The sequence below is a fragment of the Chryseobacterium angstadtii genome, from assembly GCF_001045465.1.
In the GTDB taxonomy this organism is placed as follows: Bacteria; Bacteroidota; Bacteroidia; order Flavobacteriales; family Weeksellaceae; genus Chryseobacterium; species Chryseobacterium angstadtii.
Genome location: NZ_LFND01000007.1, coordinates 373,339 through 394,336, shown reverse-complemented (window position 1 = coordinate 394,336; position 20,998 = coordinate 373,339). Strand labels below are relative to the sequence as shown.

The following is a 20,998-nucleotide window of genomic DNA, read 5'->3' as shown; positions in this document are numbered from 1 at the left end:
TTTATTTTTATATTAAAATTTTAAATTTAACGAAGTACCATCAAGTGCTACTTTTTGAGCTGACAAAAATACTGTTTTTTTATCAAAACTCTATGCATTACCATGTTACTATATAATAAACTCAAGCTGAGAATAATCAGCCTGAGTTTATGATAAGACGTTTATAGTATATTATTACCTTATTTCTTTTCGCAAGCCTTAATAAAAGCTCTGAACAGAGGATGCGGCGTTGCTACTGTACTTTTATATTCAGGGTGGTACTGTACTCCCACATAGAATGGGTGATCAGGCAGTTCCAAAGCTTCTACCAAGCCTGTTTCCGGATTGGTACCTGTTGCCAGGAAACCGTTCTTTTCAAATTCCTGAAGATAATCACTGTTGAATTCATAACGGTGACGGTGTCTTTCGGAAATATTTTTGCTTCCATAGATTTCAGAAAGCTTTGAACCGTTTTTCAAAGAACATTTCCATGCTCCAAGACGCATGGTACCTCCTTTGTCTACAATATTTTTCTGTTCCTCCATTAAAGAGATTACAGGATCAGGGGTTGCGGTATCAAACTCCATTGAATTCGCTTTGGTATGTCCAAGAACATTTCTTGCAAATTCAATCGTCATGATCTGCATTCCTAAACAGATTCCCAACATCGGAATTTTATTCTCTCTTGCATATTGCGCTGTAAGAACTTTTCCCTCAATTCCACGATCTCCGAATCCCGGAGCTACAAGAATTCCGTTCACTCCTTTCAGAGTCTCTTTGATATTCTCTGCTGTGATGTCTCCACTGTAAACCCATCTTACTTTTACTTCTGTTTCAAGATCAGCTCCGGCATGTTTGAATGCTTCTGCAATAGAAATATAAGAATCCTGAAGAGAGATATATTTTCCTACTAAAGCTATTTCTACCGTTCTTTTAGGGTTCTGGAATTTTTTAAGGAAGCTTTTCCATTCTTTAATGTCTGCTTCTTTATCACTTTTAAGATCCAAACCTTTTAAAACAACATCATCAAAATTCTGCTTCTGAAGATAGATTGGAACTTCATAAATGGTTTCAAGATCTTTACATTCAATCACATTATCCAAAGGAACATTACAGAACTGAGCCAGTTTTGCTCTCTGATCCTTAGGAATTTTATGTTCTGTTCTGCATACCAGGACATCTGCCATGATTCCGCTTTCCATCAACTGACGAACAGAATGCTGTGAAGGTTTTGTTTTCAATTCACCACTTGAAGCCAGATAAGGCAGTAAGGTAAGGTGAATCACCATAGAATTTTTCTCACCAAGCTCCCATTTCAGCTGGCGTACCGTTTCAATATAAGGAAGAGATTCGATGTCGCCTACAGTTCCTCCGATCTCAGTAATAATGATATCGTAGTTCTGCTTGGAAAGCATTTTGATTCTTCTTTTAATCTCGTTGGTGATATGAGGAATTACCTGAACTGTTTTTCCTAAGAAGTCTCCTTTTCTTTCTTTTTCAATAACGGTTTGGTAGATTTTCCCTGTGGTAACGTTGTTGTTTTGGGAAGTAGGAGCATCCAAATAACGCTCGTAGTGGCCTAAATCCAGATCCGTTTCTGCGCCATCTTCGGTTACATAACATTCTCCGTGCTCATAAGGATTCAGGGTTCCCGGGTCGATGTTGATATAAGGATCCAGTTTTTGGATCGTTACGTTAAAACCACGTGATTTTAACAAAAGTCCCAGAGAAGCAGACACGATTCCTTTTCCCAAAGATGAAGTTACACCTCCTGTCACAAAGATGTACTTTGTATTCTTTTTACTCATTAGATTAGGTTTGTGCAAAGTTATGGGAAAAAGAGATACAAAGCAATTTTTTACATTTTGAAAATAAGAAAACCCTTCAGAATCAATTCTTAATTCCGCTTATTTTTTTTATCTATATTTGATAAACACAATGACAAAAAGCCATAACCATCATGATTTCTGTATATAAATTAAAACCAAAATTTCAGCAGCTGCTTACTCCTGTCTTATTATTTCTGCACAGAAAAAATATTACAGCCAATCAGATCACGGTAAGTTCTATAGTATTGTCTGTGGTTATTGGTGTATTATTCTGGAATGCAGACTTGTCGAAATGGTTCTTTTTAAGCCTTCCCATCGGACTGCTTGTAAGAATGGCTTTGAATGCCCTGGACGGTATGATGGCAAGAAAGTTTAACCAAACCAGTACATTAGGAGAAGTTTTAAATGAGGTAGGTGATATTGTTTCGGATGTCATCATTTTTTTTCCACTGCTGAAATTTCAGCCGGAAAGTGTATATCTGATCGTGGGTTTTATTATTTTAAGTGTGATTAATGAATTCGCAGGCCTGATTGGAAAAGTCGTAGGAAAAGAGCGTCGATACGATGGGCCAATGGGAAAAAGTGACCGTGCTTTAATTCTCGGCATCTACGGACTCGCTGTATTTTTTGGAGCCAATATTTCCGGAATTTCATCCTATATTTTTATCCTTCTCATTATTCTGTTAACCATCAGTACCTATATCCGATTAAAGAAATCACTGAATGAAGCCTGAAGATAATAAATTTGCGGACGTTCCTTTAAGAGTAAAAACATGGATCTACATCATCATTGTTTTTGCACTCGGAATCTCACATCCTCTTGCTATGAAGCTTTTTGTTTCATGGATAAGTTTTCAGTGTTTTTTTGAGTTTTTAAGAATGTACCAAAACAGTTCAAACCGGGTTATTCCTTCTCTATTGGTTGGAATCATGCAGTTTTTTCTACTGTATTTTCTTCCTATTGAAAGGTATTTCGTGTACAGCTCTGTTGTAGCTGTAATGGTTTTGCTTTCTTTTTTCCTCTTAAAAACATCTTTACAACAGCTTACCGGAATTTTCATAGCGTTATTGGTTTGTCTTTTTGCTTTTCCTCATCTATCTTTTATCAGAGAAACAGCGTCCGGCCTGAACGCTGTTATTTTTCTTGTTGTGATAACCGAACTTAACGATGTTTTTCAATATCTGATGGGCAAGTTTTTCGGAAAACATAAAATCACGCCCAAAATAAGTCCCAACAAAACTTTGGAAGGATTTATCGGCGGAGTTTTCCTGACTGTGCTGCTGAGCAATATTCTCGGATTTTTTCTATTGAACACTTGCATTCTCATCAATACCGTATTGGGATTTATTCTGGGAATTTCAGGATTTTTTGGCGATGTTTTTATGTCTTATTTAAAAAGAAAGGCAGGCATCAAAGACACGGGAAATCTTCTTCCGGGACATGGCGGACTTCTGGACCGGATGGACAGCCTGATCTTCAATGCACCTGTTTTTTTCTGGATGTGTCTTCTGCTTATAAATAATTAGGATATGAACGGGAAATTTGAAAAAGCAGTTCTTTTTTCAGGAGGCGGAACCAGACTAATGATTTATCTGGGCATATTTGCTGCTCTTGAAGAACTGGATATGAAACCCGATGTACTTATTGCTTCATGCGGTGGCGCTTTTGCTGCTACCATAATCAATGCTTTCCCGGATAATTTCTCGAGAAAAGAATACCTGAAATCTGAAGAATATTTCAAGTTTGTTTCGGGAACCACTTTGACAAAACATAAAAAGCTGTCTGAGATCGGGCTGTTTTCATTAAAAAAATTAATGGATAAAAGATATGCACCGTTTATCGAAAATATCTTCGATAGGTATCTTGTCGAAATGCCTCAGGATTTATCTGAAGTTTTTCCTTCATTAAAAAATGCTCAGTTTTCACAGCAAATTCCCACCGTAATCATCGGGTCAGAAATACTATTCCACTCTAAAGAAGCCGGACAGAGAAGGAATAACAGAAAGCTGTATAAAAAAATCATTTTCACAGATCCAGAGACCGCGGAAAAAATACATCCTGAAAACATCATTATTCCATCCGAAAATCTCAGAAACAGTGCTATCAAAGAACTTTCTGCCCTAAAAACTGATATTTCTCTCCTGGAAAGTACCCGGATTTCAGTGTCGGATATGTTTTATGTAGAGCCTGCTTTCTATCAGGGGAAACATTTTGCAGGCGGTGTTGTAGATCTTGTTCCCGTAGAACTGGTCAAGCATCTTGCCGATATTATTATTACGGAAAAAAAACAACCTTATACTCCGGTTGAAGAAGCGCTTATCCGTTCTGTATTTGGCTTCAGTGGCAACAAAAGACTCTCAGAGATCGAAAAAATTCCGGCGGATTTCCAGATTGATACCACCACAATTAAAAATATGCTGAAAGGACATTATCTTAAAAAAAGTATCAACTGGCTGAAGATGGAAATTAATTTTTCCTTCCCGGCAACTTATCAACAGTTTGCAGAAGATATGGAAATGCAGTGGAAATATGGTTTTGATCAGACTCTGAAAGCAATTCGCGGATGATTTTTTTTGCGAAATAGATTTTGGCTAAAGCCGATTGATTTTGTTGTTATTTTCAGTAAACGGGCTGAAGCCCGTTCCTATTGAATATTTTAATTCTTTTTTCACCACAGATTTCTCAGATGTACACGGATGATTGCGTGTAACATTTGTGTTGTTTAAACCACCTCTCCAGTGGAAGGAAATGTTTGTGGGATAAATAGCTATTGGGGTTGTAGCTAGCTATCTTAAACTTAGTTGCATTAAAAATCTTTGATTTTTTTAGAACTTATGTGAACTTTTTATACATGAATTTTTCATCTTAAAAAATAAAGTATTGAAAGCTTTTGTGCCTTTTGTGGTTGATATTTTTTGACCACAGATTTCACGGATGCACACATATGATTGTGGGTATATATTCGGGAAATTGATCCGGGAAAATTGTGTGAGTTGTGTAATTGATAAAAAATTCATCCAATTCATCAACTTTCAGTTTTAAAATCTATTTTTACATCCAACTAAAATCACAACGATCTCATGAATGTTTTTATAGCAGGCGGAACTTCGGGAATGGGTTATGCTCTTGCCCTGCATTATCTTAAAAAAGGATATGATGTAGGCATCTGTGGGAGAAATCCGGAAAAAGTCCCGGAAAACTGTCCGGAAAATTTAAATATATTTCAGGCCGATGTTTCTGAACCGGCTTCTATTGATACGGCGGTACAGTTTTTTCTAAAAGGTGGAAAGTCTCTTGATATTTTCATCAACTGTGCGGGAAGCTATGCTGAAGATGTTGCCGGAAAGATTTCCTACGAAGAAGCTGAAGAAATGCTGCAAACCAATGTTTTGGGAACCGTGAACTGTTTTGAAACGGCCAGAAAAGCCATGAGAAAACAAAATAAAGGCAGCATAGCCGTGATTGCTTCTGTTTCCGGAATTCTGGAATATGAAAAATCGAGTCTTTATACTAAAACAAAACGGTCTGTGATCCAGATGGCAGACGCTTACCGCCGTGCTCTGAAACCGTTTGGGATTTCAGTAACAGCCATTGCTCCGGGCTATGTAGACACGGAGAAATTAAGACAACTCAACAATCATGATCTCGGAAAGAAACCATTTTTGACGGATGTTGAGACTGCCGTCGCTATTATTTCCACAGCGATTGAGAAACAGGAAAAGCTCGTTATTTTCCCGGTAAAAATGAAATGGCTGATGAAATCACTCTCATTGCTTCCTTCTTCTTTATTAAATATGATTATGTTCAGAAAAGCCCGATGGATGAAAGACGACCCCAACTAAAACAGCAGATTTTTGCTTTTGTTTCCAGTGCACTTGTATTCATGATTGTCTACAATTTTGCGGCATGGTATGCTTCGGAGGTGGAAAAGGTTCCGTCTTTTGTATTTGATTTTGAAAAATATATTCCGTTTTTACCCTGGAGCATTATTCCTTATATGACCAGTGGTATTTTTTTCTGCTCCGTTTTTTTTCTGTGTAAAAATCAGGAGCAGCTTAAAGTATTGACCAAAAGAATGCTTTTCGTTACCGTAGCGGCAGGCTTTTTTTTCATTTTATTTCCGTTAAAGTTCTCCTTACCGAAACCTCAGGTCAATGCCTCAATTCTGAACGTCTCTTTTTATTTTCTGAAATTATTTGATTCTCCTTTCAATCAGTCTCCTTCGCTGCATATTGCTTATGCTTTTATCTTCTGGACCCTATTCAGAGAACTGAAAAGATTCAGGACCCTTTTTATGCTGTGGCTGATCATGCTGGGTATTTCTACATTGACGACTTACCAACACCATTTCATTGATATTCTTTCGGGAACCATTCTCGCCCATATCAGTTTTATTATTTTTCCTTACCGAAAAAATGATTTCCGATATAGAAATTTCCAAGTGGCCAATTTTTACTTTTTATCCGGATGGATTCTAGTTTCAGCGGCCTTGCTTCTGGATAAGTTCTCCGGTCATCTGTGGCTGATTGTATTATGGCTGGCTGCAATATCAATGATTATAGGATATCATTATCAGAAAAACAGAATTCACTTTTTAAAAAACAACAACGGCAAAATTTCATTGGGACGAAAAGTATTTTATGCTCCTTATCTGATAATTTATTGGATGTTCTGGAAATTCCTCCGGAAGAATAAAAAACCTCTGGAAATAGCCCCTCGTATTTACATTTCATCAAGACCCGGCCGTGAAGATCTTCATTTTTTTAAAATCAATCCGGATACCCTGGTTTATGATCTTTCAGCCGAAATGGAGGAAATACCAGACTTAAAAAATAAGTCATTGTATCGTTCAGTTCCTTTTCTGGACATCGGTACTTTTGATGTGAATGAAACGCGCCAACTTGTTGCAGAGATCACAGAAAGCTACAGCAATCTTCCAATGGAGGGAAAAATATTCATTCATTGTACCATGGGCTTTACAAGAAGCTCAGTCATAGGTATTCTGGTAATGAAAAATATTCTATCTTTACCTGTAGACGAAGCAGTAACCATGATGACGGGCATTCATAAAAATGCAGTAATTCATCCTTATCTAAAGGATTTTTTGAAAAAAATTTAAACTATGAACAGCGGACATTTTAAAAGTTTTGACGGGAATACCATTTTCTACCGTGAGTGGAACTACCAGCCCCAGCAGAAGAGTATCATTATGATTCATCGCGGGCATGAACATTCGGAGAGGCTGAATGATATTGCACAGTCTTCACTTTTTTCAAACTACACTATTTTTGCATTTGACCTTCGCGGACACGGACATACGGAAACCGGAACTTCTTCCATTTTTATGGACTATGTAAGGGATCTTGATTCTTTTTCTAAATTTCTGGGAACAAAATACGAGGTGAAAATTCAGGACATTTTCGTTTTGGCGAATAGCATCGGAGGAGTTGTAGCTTCAGCTTGGGCCCATGATTTTGCTCCGGATATTGCCGGAATGGCGCTTTTGGCGCCTGCTTTTAAAATCAATCTGATTGTTCCGCTGGCCAATGAAATGATTACGCTTGGAACGAAGCTGAAGAAAGGACTCATCATTAAAAGCTATGTAAAATCTAAAATGCTTACCCACGATCCGGAGCAGCAGAAAGCTTACGATACAGATCCGCTGATTACAAGATCTATTGACGCTGAACTTCTTATCGACCTTGCAAAAGCGGGAAAACGTCTGGTAGAAGATGCTGCAGCTATTGACACTCCGACTCTTATTCTCGCTGCCGAGAAAGATCACGTGGTTTTCAATAAGGACCAGAAAATGTTTTACGACAGGCTTGATACGGATCTTAAAAAATATGAAGTACTGCCCGGCTTTTTTCATGGAATTCTCTTTGATACAGGAAAAGAAGAGGTGTATGCGAAGGTTGCAGATTTTGCCGGAAAATGTTTCAGCAGAACCCATAAGACGGCCAATCTTCATCCTGACCGTTTTTCTGTAAAGGAATACGAAGATCTTCAGAATAATGTGGGCAACAATCTGAATTTTAAATTTCAGAAATTTTCGCTTAAAAATATTGGAAAGATAAGCAACGGAATGGCTATCGGCCTGAAATACGGTTTCGATTCGGGGGCTTCTCTCCATTATGTGTACCAGAACCAGCCAAAAGGTAAACTGGGTTTTGGAAAAATGATGGATAAAAATTATCTGAATGCCATCGGCTGGAAAGGAATCCGTATCAGGAAACAACATTTGATTCAGCTTCTGGAACAGAATATCCAAAGCCTGAAACAGGAAGGCAGAAAAATTAAAATCCTTGATATTGCAGGAGGAACAGGCAATTATTTATTCGATATCAAAGAAAAATATCCTGAAGCAGAAATTGTAATCAATGAATTTGTAAAAGCAAATATTGAAATAGGTGAAAAAGTAATTCAGGACAAAAATTATCAAAATATCCGTTTTACAAACTTTGACTGTTTTGATCCTGAAACGTATAAAAAGATTAATTTCGAACCTAATATCACCATTATTTCAGGAATTCTGGAGCTTTTCGGAGATAATGAAATGGCAGCCAAAGCCATTAAGGGAGCTGCATCTGTTTCCGAAAAAAATTCCTTTATCATTTACACGGGACAGCCGTGGCATCCGCAGCTGAAAATGATTGCTTATGTACTGAACAATCATCAGAATAAAGACTGGATCATGAGAAGAAGATCACAAAAGGAGCTCGACAGGGTGATGAAATACAGCGGTATCCGCAAGGACACTATGCTGATTGATGATTTCGGCATTTTCACTGTTTCTTCGGGAGGTGTTAATTTTTAAATGGAAGGTGGAAGTTATTGAGACCGAAGGTGTAATTGCAGGACCGTTTTATCTGTTAAGAGTAGTATAAAATAAAAAAGGTTTTCCTGTTATGAGGAAAACCTTTTTCAATCAAATGATGTATGGAAATTATTGTTTTACGACTTCAAAATACAGGCTCACTTCTACATCTTTAGCGACTCCAGCACCTGTTGGATCGTACTTGATTCCGTAGTCTAGACGGTTAATCGTAAATTTCGTCTGAAAGCCCATTACTTCTTTACCCTGCTGGTTTTTAGCCACTCCTCCAAATGTTACGGGAATGCTGATTTCTTTTACTGTTTCCTTAATTTTCAGGGTTCCTTTCAGTATATATGAATTGTTTTTATCCTTCGTAATGGAAGTGCTGTGAAAACTCATGGCCGGATAATTATCTGCATCAAAGAAATCGGCACTTTTAAGGTGCTTGTCTCTCATCTCAACTCCTGTGTTGATGGAGTTTACTTCTACCCCAAAATCGAAAACAGCATGATCCAGATTGGCTCCTTCCGTGGTTATTCTTCCTTTAAACTGATCAAATCTACCCTGTACAAAGTTGATTCCCATATGTTTGACATTAAAATTAACCGATGAGTGCATGGGATCAGCAGCCCACTCGGTTTGTGCAAAACCAAAAACGCTTAACAGCGTAAAAACGACAGATAAAAGTATTTTTTTCATTGTAATTTAATTATAACCAGGTAAATATAAGATATATCATTGATCTCGCTCTTGATGTATGTTATTTTTTAATTTTAGATGAGATTATTTTAGAATAAATTACATCAAAAAGACAGATTACAAGAAATATAATTATTGAATTGAGGTACAGCATCATATCCAGCAAATGGTCGTCTGTAGGTTGGGTAAAATAAGTAAAGGGATTGATTTTGGACCATAAAAGCATCAGGAGATAAAGAATTTCAAATAACAGGGCTACTTTCCAAACGGCATTATAGCTTTTCTGAAAAATCAATATCGTAATAAAACTTACCACACATATGATCAGGCAACCAATAAATATAGCAAAACCATGCAGGGTATGGCTTGATGGCGGAAGGCCTATCAATTTTACAGATTCACCAACCAGGCCCGCATTGAGAAAGGTCATGATACCGAATATCAGAATACTTTTTAAGATAAGATTTTTCATCTCTGAAAATTAATTAAAATTCTAAAAGGAGATTCATTTTTTTTAACTTCGCAGTATGGCAAAACTGAAAACAGCATATTTCTGTCAAAACTGCGGAACCCAATACTCCCAATGGATGGGGCAATGTAAAAACTGTGGAGAATGGAATACCCTTGTGGAGGAAGTGGTTGAGAAAACCTCATCCAAAACGCCTCCTTTTTCAAAATCGAAACAGCATGTCATCAACATTATTGAAGTAGAGACCAGCGAAGAACCGAGAATAAAAACGCCTTCCGAAGAACTAAACCGTGTTCTGGGCGGCGGTATTGTCCTGGGATCCGTCACTTTGATCGGTGGTGAACCCGGAATCGGAAAGTCTACACTTTTGCTGCAGCTGGCTTTAAAAATGAAGAAAAAGATCTTCTATGTCTCTGGGGAGGAAAGTGCTTCGCAGATTAAGATGAGAGCAGACCGATTAACGGATGTTCAGAACCCGAACTGTTTTCTTTTTACCGAAACTTCACTGGAAAAAATTCTTCACGAAGCCAAAAAACTGGAACCGGATTTTATGATCATAGATTCTATCCAGACCTTACAATCACAGCTGATTGAAAGCTCACCCGGAACTGTTTCCCAGATCAGGGAATGCTCGAATGAGATCATCAAATATGCAAAGGAAAACAATACGCCTGTATTTTTGGTAGGCCATATCACCAAAGATGGTCAGATTGCCGGGCCGAAAGTACTGGAACATATGGTGGATGTGGTCTTGAATTTCGATGGAGACAGGAATCATCTTTTCAGACTCCTCAGAGCCAATAAAAATCGTTTCGGATCTACTTCCGAGATTGGAATTTACGAGATGGTTTCTCAGGGATTAAAAGAAATCCGGAATCCGTCTGAAATTCTGATTACAAAGAAATTTGAAGAGCTTTCCGGAAATTCGGTAGCGGTAACGCTGGAAGGAAACCGACCGATGTTGCTGGAAATTCAGGCTTTGGTAAGTACCGCTGTTTATGGAACTCCGCAGCGAAGTTCTACCGGATTTGATGCCAAAAGACTGAATATGCTTCTGGCTGTCCTGGAAAAACGTGCGGGTTTTCAGCTTGGGGCTAAAGATGTATTTTTGAATATAACGGGAGGAATCAAGACGGATGACCCTGCGCTGGATCTTGCGGTAGTGGCTTCTATTCTTTCTTCCAACGAAGATATTGCGATTTCCGAGCATTTCTGTTTTGCAGGGGAGATAGGATTAAGCGGCGAAATACGCCCCATAGCTCAGGTGGAACAGAGAATTACAGAGGCTGAAAAATTAGGCTACGAAAAAATATTTGTCTCGAATCTGAACAAAATCCCGAAAAGAAAATTCGGAATTAAGATTGAGGAAGTAAGCAAAATTGAAGATTTCCACGAAAGGATCTTTTAAAAGTATTCCCTATGCCGCTTGAAAATATTCAAAAATTTGTTCTTGTACTGCTCTACGGTGGTCTTACCCTTCTTTCATTCACGGTATTGATCAATCCGATGAGGGTGAACAGAAGAGCCAATTTATTTTTCGGGCTGTTTCTTTTGTTGTGGTCAAGTTATTGGATTTTGGATATTTTAAAACTCTGTATGCTTCCTGCGGGTCCTTTACTGGCATCTGTGGTCTATTCCGTACAGATATTTACGCCTATTCTTCTGTTTTTCAGCGTTATATTTTTCATTAATCCTAATTACCGTTTTAAAAAGCGGGATCTGGTGTGCTTTATCGTTCCGGTGATTTACTGGATATTATTGTTTAATGCGGAGAAACATCCTGCTATTTACAACGCTGTGCTGCTTATAGATGTGGCTCACAATCTACCTTATATCGCTCTTATTTATTTTAAGATCAGAAAGCACCAGAAAAGGATTGAAATTATTTCTTCCAATACGGAAAACATAGATTTGCAGTGGCTGATCAAATTAAGCTTTCTCCTTTTTGTAACCATCATTATTACAGTAGGCTATGAGTTGTTTAATGCTTTCGTCTACAAAATGCACCAGCATCTGGTGATGGATCTTCTGTTTTTATTTATTGTGTACAGCACGCTTTATTATGTGCTCCGGCAAAAGGAAATCTATCCGGTGGATAAAAAACAGCGTGACGAATTACTATCTATTGAGTTGGAAGGCGATCAGGAAGAAACCGAAAGAAAAAAACTGATTCCCGACCATGAGCTGGAAGGTTTAAAATTAAAGCTCATTAATTTAATGGAAAACGAGAAACCCTATCTGGATGGGGACCTTAATTTACTCAAGCTCTCGGATCTTCTTCAGATTAATGCTCATCAGCTGTCTTATCTTCTCAACAGCGGCCTGCATGAAAATTTTTTCCATTTTGTGAATAAATACAGAATAGAACATGCTAAAAAAATGCTTACGGATGATTCCTATAAAAAACTGTCTATGGTAGGTATTGCCTTTGAATCGGGTTTTAATTCCAAAACGGCTTTTAATACGATTTTCAAAAAAATGACTGATAAGACCCCTTCTGAATTCAGGAAAGGACAGTCGGGCGGATCGGTATAATTTTGATATTAAAAAGTTTCAGACATTCTCTTGATCGTATAGTCAAGATTGATTATTTTCACTAAAGAATTTAAAATTATGAATAAAAGTATTCATGCCTACTATGATCATCTTGCAGAAACCTATGAAGAGGACCGATTTGGAAACTCTTACGGAAAGTATATTGACAGGTAGGAGAAATCTTTTTTAAATTCTTTTTTCAAGGATAAGAACTACACTAAAGTCCTGGATCTGGGATGCGGAACAGGCAGACTCCTTGAATTTGCAACGCATGGGGTGGATTTCAGTGAAAAAATGCTCCGCATTGCCTCAGAAAAACATCCCGAAAAAATAACGGCTGTGGGTGAAATTTCAAACATCCCTTTTGATATTAAATTCGGCTGTATCTTTTGTTTTCATGTGATTATGCATCAGACCAAAGAAGAAACAGAGAACTTTCTCAAAGAATGTTTCCGGAAATTAGATAATCAAGGTTTTTTAATTTTTGATTATCCAACAAAAACCAGAAGAAAAGTGGTATCTCCTCAGGAAGACTGGCATGCAGGCAACAGTTTTAATATTGAAGAAATTTCACTTTTAACCCAAAATCAATGGAATCTTAGAAGTACTACAGGAATTTTACTGTTTCCTGTTCACAGACTCCCTAAAAAATTAAGGCTTTTTTTCTGCCCTTCGATATTCTGCTGTGCCGTACATTTCTTAAAAAGTGGGCTTCCTATCACATTGTAGTACTGGAAAAGAAATGAAACAGGTTATAAAAAAACTGCTACCGGATTCTGTGAAGCTGCATATCAGATTGCTGCAACGCCGTTTTGATGAAAGGAAATCTGGTCATCATTATTCGTCAGGCTATGCTGAAAAAAGAATCGGCAATCATTTCTTTGAGCTTAAACAGACTATTAAAAAGGGGGAATTTAATGAAAATAAAATCCACAATCTGAAAGTGGTCAGCGATAAGATTCATCATCTGGTTATTCAGCCGGGTGAAGTATTTTCTTTCTGGAAATTAATAGGAAAACCTACTGAAAGCAATCATTTCAAAGAGGGCCGGAATCTTATTAACAATCATATCTCCAGCGGATACGGAGGCGGAATCTGCCAGTTTTCATCCATCCTGTATTATGCTGCTCTGCAAACCGGACTGACGATCATTGAAAGGTATCCCCATTCTATCGATATTTATCAGGAGCATGAGCGTTTCACTCCTCTGGGTTCTGACTGTACGGTGGTTTACGGATACAAAGATCTGCAGATGCAAAACCCTTTTCCTTACCCGGTGCAATTGCAAAGCTTTGTGAATGATGATGAGCTTCATCTTGGTTTGGTTTTTCCGGAAAAGATCACTTTGCACCCCATTAGTTTTCAATATGAACAGACCGAAAAAGGAGTTTGGGTGGAAACCTTTGCCGACGACCGGTTTCTGTGTAAAAATTTTTATATTCGTTTATGAATTATTTAGCCCATTCTTTTCTTACATTTTCGGACGGACAGATCGTAGGACAGTTTCTTGAAGATTTTATCCGGAACAAAGACCGCTACTCTTTCCCGAAAGATATTCAGGATGGCATTACACTGCACAGGGCTGTGGATACCTTCACGGATTCTCATCCGGCTATTCATGAGGCTAAAAAAGTGTTTTCTCCTCTGGTGAGGCTTTATGCGGGTGCTTTTGTGGATGTTGCCATGGATTATTTTGTGGCCACCGATCTTTCCCTGCATTCTCTGGCCGGGTGGAAAGCTCATTCATTAAGGGTTTACAGCGTTCTTAACGAGCATGAAGAGTGGCTTCCTGAAAATTTCAAAAAAATGCTGGCTAAAATGGAGGAAGATGACTGGCTCTACAATTACCGCGAAGACTGGGGCATACAATTCAGTATGCGGAATGTTCTGAACAAAGCCAGGTATCTGGAACCAGGGATCCCCGTTTACGAAGCATTCCTTAACAATAAACCTTTTCTTCAGGAATGTTATGATGGCTTTTTTCCTGATCTGCGGGCTCATGCTCAGGAAATTAATGCTCAACTGCAGTTGGAAAACGGATCGGGTAATCAATTTACGGGATAAAACAGAGGTGCATTTCCGGAATTTCTGTTATCAATTGATCTTTTAACAGCTTCATAACTTTTTTCTTTACGCTTTTTTTGCTATTTCACCCGTTCAATAAAAAAACACTCACATTACTGCAAGTGTTCACTATTTATGTTTAAAGGTTTGCCTTCCCGGCCAATTGATTATTATACGGAACCTATTTCCTTATTTTAAGTAGAAAAAGTATCTTACTTAGTATCATAAAACCCAGACTGAACTATTCAGTCCAGGTTTTCATTAGAAATAACTATATTAAAAAATTACATCAAATATGGAATCTACAACACTTCACATGTCTGAAAAAAGGTGGCTTGTGAGAATGAATCATTGTAAATTCTCGTTATTTCATAACGGAAGTGTTTCCCTGAAACCATATCAAAAATCCTCATCTCTACAAGCATATACTTAGTGTCTGATCCGAATATAACGGGAAGATCTGTGAAAGTATTAGTGGCTGTTCCATTTAGATTTCCTGCTGTAGCCTGTCCCGGTTGATTGCCCGGCAGCCAGGATAATGTAACTATTGCTGCATAAGATCTTGTTCCCGAGCCTGTAAATCTGATTTGAGGTCTAGATGCATTACCGTTTGGACTCGCTACCGGGATTATTTTAAATTCAAAGTCCCCCACATTAAAAGTATTGGTGGGTTGTGTATTATCAATACTTTGTGCAGGAGCTTTATAATTGATACTTGATGCATTCGTCCACACAGGCGCTGCACCAGGCCCGGCTGAGGTAAGTACCTGTCCCGCTGTTCCGGCGCTTCCGGCTGTGGTAGCATTTCCGCCTACATTCAGTTCATTGGTAAACTGGACTGGCCCATTAACATGAAGCTTTTTCTGAGGAGTACCGGTTCCTATCCCCACATTGCCATTTCCTTTGATTCGCATCAATTCATTGGAGTTTGAAGCTGAGCCATCACCAGCAAAAAATCCATGATCGGAACCAACATTATCCACCTGATAACGCAATAAACCATAATTAATCCCAAGACCAAAATACTGAGTATCATTATTAGCAGCCTCGTAAAGTACGATTTTACGGTTGGCAACAGTATTTCCCAACTGTAACTGTGCATGAGGAGCAACAGTTCCTACTCCTACCATGTTATTGGCAGCATCTACTGAAAATGTATTTCCGTCTACAGAGAATGCATTGACAGAAGTTCCGTTGAAAGCCAATGTATTAGCTCCCTGAGTAACCGTTCTGTTTCCGGTAAGGGTTCCGTCCGTATTATAAATATTGGTACTTGCTGCATTTGCAATAGTCGTCCATGTAGGAGCAGCTCCGGCTCCGGCGGATGTAAGAACCTGTCCCGCTGTTCCTGCACTTCCGACTGTGGTAGCGTTCCCCCCTACATTTAATTCACCCGTAAACTGAGCATCTCCATTCACATGAAGTTTCTTTTGCGGAGTAGCTGTTCCTATTCCAACATTTCCGGTTCCTTTGATTCGCATCAGCTCATTGGATGCTCCGGCTCCATTAGCTGCAAAAAAGCCATGATCCGTACCAGAGCCATCAACCTGGTAACGCAATAAACCTCCATTAATTCCGAAACCTAAATATTGATGGTCATTATTAGCCTGCTCATAAAGGACTATTTTTCGGTTAGCAACGCTGTTATCTAACTGCAGCAGAGCATGGGGAGTATTCGTTCCTATTCCGATCCTGTTATTGGCTGCATCTACAGAAAATGTGTTCCCATCTACGGAGAAAGCATTGACAGAAGTTCCGTTGAAAGCCAATGTATTAGCTCCTTGAGTAACCGTTCTGTTTCCGGTAAGGGTTCCGTCCGTATTATAGATATTAGTACTTGCTGCATTCGCAATAGTCGTCCATGTAGGAGCAGCTCCGGCTCCCGCGGATGTAAGGACTTGTCCCGCTGTTCCGGCACTTCCGGCTGTGGTAGCATTCCCGCCTACATTCAGTTCATTGGTAAACTGGACAGCCCCATTAACATGTAGCTTTTTCTGAGGAGTACCGGTTCCTATTCCTACATTGCCATTTCCTTTGATTCTCATCAGCTCAATGGAAGCATCTGTTCCATTTCCGGCAAAAAAACCATGATCTGCACCAGGGTTACCAACCTGATAACGGAATAAAAAGTCATTAATCCCCAATCCATAGTATTGGTGGTCATTATCAGCGGATTCATGAAGCACTATTTTCCGATTAACAATGCTGTTATCTAACTGCAGCAGAGCATGGGGAGTATTCGTTCCTATTCCGATCCTGTTATTGGCTGCATCTACGGAAAATGTGTTTCCATCTACGGAGAAAGCATTGACAGCAGTTCCGTTAAAAGCCAATGTATTAGCTCCCTGAGTTACCGTTCTGTTGCCTGTAAGGGTTCCATCCGTATTATAGAGGTTAACTGAAGAGGAAGCAGAGGTATTCAATTTTGCCCATACGGTACCATCATAATAATAGTATCCTATTGCATCAATGTTGATGGCTGTTCCGGTTTGTGTTCCGGTAGCCACGCTGTTAACATATACTAATGTTGAACTTGTTACTCCGGTCATATTTTGTGCTCTTTCACGGTCTATCCTCGGAATAAGAAGTCCCTCAGGAGATTTTGTGGTTCCTGTTGGGTTTTTAGCAGTAATATCAAAAGTAGCTGCAGGTGTGGGGGTATTTATTCCCACCTGAGCATTCGCTTGTTGTGTAAATGCTGATATAGCAATTACCATAGGTAAAATAATTTTTCTCATACGTCAAGAAATGTTTTTAATGTGTTTTTATGAGTCTAAAAAATTTGTGTTTTGGATTTGATTCCGAGGCAAAATTAGTTTTCCAAAGTAGAGAATGTAAAATATTAATGTTAACTGATTGTTAGCTGCATGTCTGTTTTTTGAAAAAAAAGTGTTAAGCTTATTTTCCATAAACCACTAATAAACAATACTTTAATAATTTCCAACCTGTTAACTCCCCTAAACAAAATATCACCCATATGGGAATGATAATTCAGTGATATTTTTCAAAGAAAATTTCCGGATCAATTAATATTATTTCAATATTGTGTAAAAAAAATATACTCGTATTGGTATTAAAAAAAATAGGATCCCTGCATTTTTTATTCAAAAGCGAATTGTACAAATTCAACAAATGCCACTTTAAATAGGAAATAAATCAATCATTCACCCGTATAACAACAATATATTTTATTATTTAAATCAACATAGCTTTCTTATTTAAATCATTAAAAAAATATTCCTTAATAAACAGCCTATCATTATTATAAAATATCCTATTTATTAATAAAATTTTTAACTTACTTCATTCGATCGTATACGTTTATTTTTTTTCATACAATTGATATCAGTTAGTTCCATTTTCTGTATCAAAGAAAGCAGATAAGCAGAAAATTTTTATGATTCATGGGCCTCTAATCTTTTTATTGATTTACAACATCAAAAAAACACTCACATTGCTGTAAGTGTTTCGTATTTTCGTTTATAAAATCTGCCTTCCCTGTTTAGGATAAAAAGGGAACATTTTCATCCAACAGTTTGAAAAGACGGATTACTTTTTGTGTATTTCTTTAAGCTCAGCTTTTAAAGCATCTATTTCTACCTGCTGCTTTTTAATCATATCCTGCTGCTGCTGAACGGCTTTGGTAAGTACTACTGTCATTTCTGCATAGTTTACTCCCAAAGTTTTCATTTCATCGTTGGCAGTGGTTACCAGTTCCGGCATAGCCGCTTTAATTTCCTGCGCTACAAAACCTACTTTTTTGTCTTTGCTGAGTGCTTCATCCTTGTAACGGTAATTGATGGTACGAAGTGCTAAGATTTCTTTCAGCCCATAGCTGTTATCCACAATATCTTTTTTAATTCTGATATCTGAAGGAGTAATGGTTCCGGAAGCTAAAATATTCCCTATAACGTGTAGCCTTTGTGAAGGAGAAGCAGTACCTATTCCCACATTTCCATTTCCTTTGATTCTCACCAGCTCATTGGATGCTCCTGCTCCATTAGCTGCAAAAAAAACATGATCCGTACCAGGGCCATCAACCTGGTAACGCAATAAACCGCCATTAATTCCGAAACCAAAATATTGATGGTCATTATTAGCTTGTTCATAAAGTACAATCTTTCGGTTAGCAACACTGTTATCTAACTGCAGCAGAGCATGAGGTGTACTTGTCCCTATTCCCACATTTCCAGTTCCTTTGATTCTCATCAGCTCACTGGATGCTCCTGTTCCATTAGCTGCAAAAAAACCATGATCCGTACCAGGGCTATCAACCTGGTAGCGCAATAAACCACCATTAACTCCGAAGCCTAAATATTGATGGTCATTATTAGCCTGTTCAAAAAGCACAATCTTTCGGTTAGCAACACTGTTATCTAAATGCAGAAGAGCATGAGGAGCAGTTGTTCCTATTCCTATCATATTATTGGCAGCATCTACGGAAAATGTGCTACCATCCACGGAGAATGCATTGACAGCATTTCCGTTGAAAGCCAACGTATTAGCCCCTTGAGTTACCACTCTGTTTCCGGTAAGCGTCCCATTTGTATTGTAAATATTATCAGAAGCACTGCTGCCTCCAATTTTTTTCCACAAAGTTCCATCAAAGAAATAGTATCCTGTAGAGGCTATTTCAACTGTTTGTGCTGAACTGGGGCCAGTTCCCGCCGTGACTTCTGTAACATAAACAATGGCACCTGTCTGACTGCCTGAATAGGTACCTGCTGTTTTGGCTGTAAGCTGCTGGAGCGTTACTCTTGGAGCAATAATACCGTCTTTTGCTACTGCAGAAGCTCCATTTCCAGCTACATCCAGTGTTGATTGAGGTTTATCCGTGTTAATCCCTACTTGCCCAAAAGCAAAAGATCCTGAAATCATCAGGACTAACAAAGGGTAATGTCTTCTTTTCATAATTCATTGTATTTGTAGTATTTTAAACTATTGAAGCATCCTGTACTGTGTGTTGATCATTTTCCAGAACACCCTGAACAAATATATAAACTCAATAACAAAAAGCTATTAAAAATAAAATAACACTACAAATAATAACAATTAACTAAATATAAATTATAAAATAGCATGATACAATATACAATCAATAATATTTAAAAATTATTATAATTTACTTTTTTAAATTAAAAAAGTTTTAATCAAATTTCCACAAATACAATTATATTTATTTAAGCAATCAATTATTATTCGATTAAAAAAAAACAAATCAATATCAATATTTCATTAAACAGAATTTTAAAATAAAATCTTCTTATAAAAAAATGTCACAAATAAATAATACATCTTTATTATAAGATATAAGATTATTAACAAAAATTTTAATTTGCCTTATTCAACTGTAAAAGTTTATTTTATTTTTTGAAAAATGGACGCCCGGGAGTTCTTTTAGCTACATTTTCTGCATATAAAAGAGAGTATTACCTATTCCAAGCTTAGAAGAAAGAATATTTATTAACTGGATAAAGTCTTGAAATTATATCCAGGCATTGACTTTATCGTATTCTTTACAACTGGAAAAAGGAAAGGCGTAACTATCATAAAAAAGCACCTACAGGGAACGTAAGTGCTTTTAACAATTTGTGTTTATTAGAATCAGTATCTCATTTCAGGCTATCTAGATTTCATATCCTATTTCATCCGATAAAGATATCGTTACATTTGTTGCAATACCTACCTAATCAGAAATTTGACCATTATTTTTCCAAAATCTTATTACAGACTATTTCAAAATCAATTGTTCCGCCTTATTAAATTCAAAAGAATTCAAATTTCAACCAGATTGCAGCCTTGATTAAAAATTTTCATTAAAAAATGATTTAATAAAAAAATAATTAAATCCCGATAAACCTACACAAATATAATTTTTTTCAAACAAAAAACAAATATTATAAGCGTTAATTAATGAAATATTAATTATATATAATTTATTTCTATTAAAAATTTATTTTTGTTATTAATTAACTATTAAATCCAATTTTAAAAGAGATACAATTTAAAATTATTAATCAATAATTAGTGATTTAATATTCGATATAAAAAAAGAAACAAAATAGCAGAAAAATGATGACTAAAACTGTCGATAAAGATAGCGATTGGGGTAAGTCAATTTCTCACTTTTCCGGTCTCCGTTTACAATCATATGAACAATATTGATCTGATCATCAAAGAGATTATACAGAAAGCTTACCGCAGCTTCCAGTTTTTTGGGACTGCCCACGGTTTCCGATTCCAGAAAGACATTCACCGACTCACTGTCTTCTTCATACCCAACATAATTGATCTTTAAAAATTTACCATCCGCTTTTAATTTTAAATATTCGGCGCAATACTTCTCCAAAGCTTCATTGATTTTAGCTTTATACTTTTCATCGTTAAAGTGGAATGAACTTCCGTACTTTTTCCCCAAACCGTTTTCCAAGTCATCCAGAAAGAATCTTCCGGTGACTTCAAATGATTTTGACTTTGCATTATAATTGATTTCTACAGAGCCCACATGATAGGGATGCACTTCTTCCGTTTTTGTAAAACTCTGAAATACAAATACGACCGCAAAAAGAAAAGTAAATAGAAACCTAGCCTGCATTGATTTTATT

Annotated in this window: 17 protein-coding genes; 11 read left to right on the top strand and 6 right to left on the bottom strand. The window is 37.3% G+C overall.

The features are described 5' to 3' along the window. Window positions 1-179 precede the first annotated feature (179 nt). Window positions 180-1,787, bottom strand: a complete 1,608-nt coding sequence (locus ACM46_RS20710; protein WP_048508568.1) for a CTP synthase — start codon at window positions 1,785-1,787, stop codon at window positions 180-182. 152 nt (window positions 1,788-1,939) lie between these two features. Between ACM46_RS20710 and ACM46_RS20705 the strand changes: the two genes are divergently transcribed. From ACM46_RS20705 to ACM46_RS20680, 6 genes are all read left to right on the top strand, one after another. Beyond that, entirely contained in the window at window positions 1,940-2,542 is a 603-nt protein-coding gene (locus ACM46_RS20705; protein ID WP_048508567.1) for a CDP-alcohol phosphatidyltransferase family protein, read from the top strand. After that, entirely contained in the window at window positions 2,532-3,335 is an 804-nt protein-coding gene (locus ACM46_RS20700) for a phosphatidate cytidylyltransferase (RefSeq protein ID WP_048508566.1), read from the top strand. The genes ACM46_RS20705 and ACM46_RS20700 overlap by 11 nt, the downstream gene beginning before the upstream one ends. 3 nt (window positions 3,336-3,338) lie before the next feature. Then, window positions 3,339-4,376 (top strand): patatin-like phospholipase family protein, encoded by a 1,038-nt coding sequence (locus tag ACM46_RS20695; RefSeq protein ID WP_048508565.1) that lies wholly within the window; start codon window positions 3,339-3,341, stop codon window positions 4,374-4,376. A gap of 513 nt (window positions 4,377-4,889) precedes the next feature. Further along, window positions 4,890-5,651 carry an SDR family NAD(P)-dependent oxidoreductase gene (locus ACM46_RS20690; protein ID WP_048508564.1) on the top strand — a complete coding sequence of 254 codons (762 nt, stop codon included), beginning with the start codon at window positions 4,890-4,892 and terminating at the stop codon, window positions 5,649-5,651. Further along, complete coding sequence (locus ACM46_RS20685) at window positions 5,558-6,928, top strand: phosphatase PAP2/dual specificity phosphatase family protein (protein ID WP_083997486.1); 1,371 nt, start codon at window positions 5,558-5,560, stop codon at window positions 6,926-6,928. Before ACM46_RS20690 ends, ACM46_RS20685 begins: the two co-directional genes overlap by 94 nt. Window positions 6,929-6,931: 3 nt before the next feature. After that, complete coding sequence (locus ACM46_RS20680; RefSeq protein ID WP_048508562.1) at window positions 6,932-8,626, top strand: bifunctional alpha/beta hydrolase/class I SAM-dependent methyltransferase; 1,695 nt, start codon at window positions 6,932-6,934, stop codon at window positions 8,624-8,626. A gap of 129 nt (window positions 8,627-8,755) precedes the next feature. Here the strand turns inward: ACM46_RS20680 and ACM46_RS20675 are convergent, their stop codons facing one another. Further along, on the bottom strand, window positions 8,756-9,325 hold the full coding sequence (locus ACM46_RS20675; RefSeq protein WP_048508561.1) for a YceI family protein: 570 nt from the start codon (window positions 9,323-9,325) through the stop codon (window positions 8,756-8,758). A 61-nt stretch (window positions 9,326-9,386) separates the two neighbouring features. Then, window positions 9,387-9,797 (bottom strand): hypothetical protein, encoded by a 411-nt coding sequence (locus ACM46_RS20670; protein ID WP_048508560.1) that lies wholly within the window; start codon window positions 9,795-9,797, stop codon window positions 9,387-9,389. A 55-nt stretch (window positions 9,798-9,852) separates the two neighbouring features. On the opposite strand from ACM46_RS20670, the gene radA reads away from it, so the two are divergent. The 5 genes from radA (at window position 9,853) to ACM46_RS20645 (ending at window position 14,393) form a co-directional block, all read left to right on the top strand. Further along, on the top strand, window positions 9,853-11,202 hold the full coding sequence (gene radA / locus ACM46_RS20665) for a DNA repair protein RadA (protein WP_048508559.1): 1,350 nt from the start codon (window positions 9,853-9,855) through the stop codon (window positions 11,200-11,202). 11 nt (window positions 11,203-11,213) lie between these two features. Further along, on the top strand, window positions 11,214-12,329 hold the full coding sequence (locus tag ACM46_RS20660) for an AraC family transcriptional regulator (RefSeq protein WP_048508558.1): 1,116 nt from the start codon (window positions 11,214-11,216) through the stop codon (window positions 12,327-12,329). Between the two features lie 225 nt (window positions 12,330-12,554). Further along, entirely contained in the window at window positions 12,555-13,058 is a 504-nt protein-coding gene (locus ACM46_RS20655) for a class I SAM-dependent methyltransferase (protein ID WP_338152003.1), read from the top strand. A gap of 13 nt (window positions 13,059-13,071) precedes the next feature. Next, window positions 13,072-13,779 carry a VanW family protein gene (locus ACM46_RS20650; RefSeq protein WP_048508557.1) on the top strand — a complete coding sequence of 236 codons (708 nt, stop codon included), beginning with the start codon at window positions 13,072-13,074 and terminating at the stop codon, window positions 13,777-13,779. Beyond that, on the top strand, window positions 13,776-14,393 hold the full coding sequence (locus ACM46_RS20645) for an acyl carrier protein phosphodiesterase (protein WP_048508556.1): 618 nt from the start codon (window positions 13,776-13,778) through the stop codon (window positions 14,391-14,393). The genes ACM46_RS20650 and ACM46_RS20645 overlap by 4 nt, the downstream gene beginning before the upstream one ends. Before the next feature lie 302 nt (window positions 14,394-14,695). On the opposite strand, the gene ACM46_RS20640 is transcribed toward ACM46_RS20645, so the two are convergent. From ACM46_RS20640 to ACM46_RS20630, 3 genes are all read right to left on the bottom strand, one after another. After that, window positions 14,696-17,131: a beta strand repeat-containing protein gene (locus ACM46_RS20640; RefSeq protein WP_131707641.1), complete on the bottom strand. Its 2,436-nt coding sequence runs from the start codon at window positions 17,129-17,131 to the stop codon at window positions 14,696-14,698. 811 nt (window positions 17,132-17,942) lie between these two features. Then, on the bottom strand, window positions 17,943-19,304 hold the full coding sequence (locus tag ACM46_RS20635; protein WP_083997485.1) for a tail fiber domain-containing protein: 1,362 nt from the start codon (window positions 19,302-19,304) through the stop codon (window positions 17,943-17,945). A gap of 1,168 nt (window positions 19,305-20,472) precedes the next feature. Then, window positions 20,473-20,988, bottom strand: coding sequence for a DUF6702 family protein (locus ACM46_RS20630; RefSeq protein WP_048508553.1), 516 nt, complete (start codon window positions 20,986-20,988; stop codon window positions 20,473-20,475). Window positions 20,989-20,998: the final 10 nt, after the last annotated feature.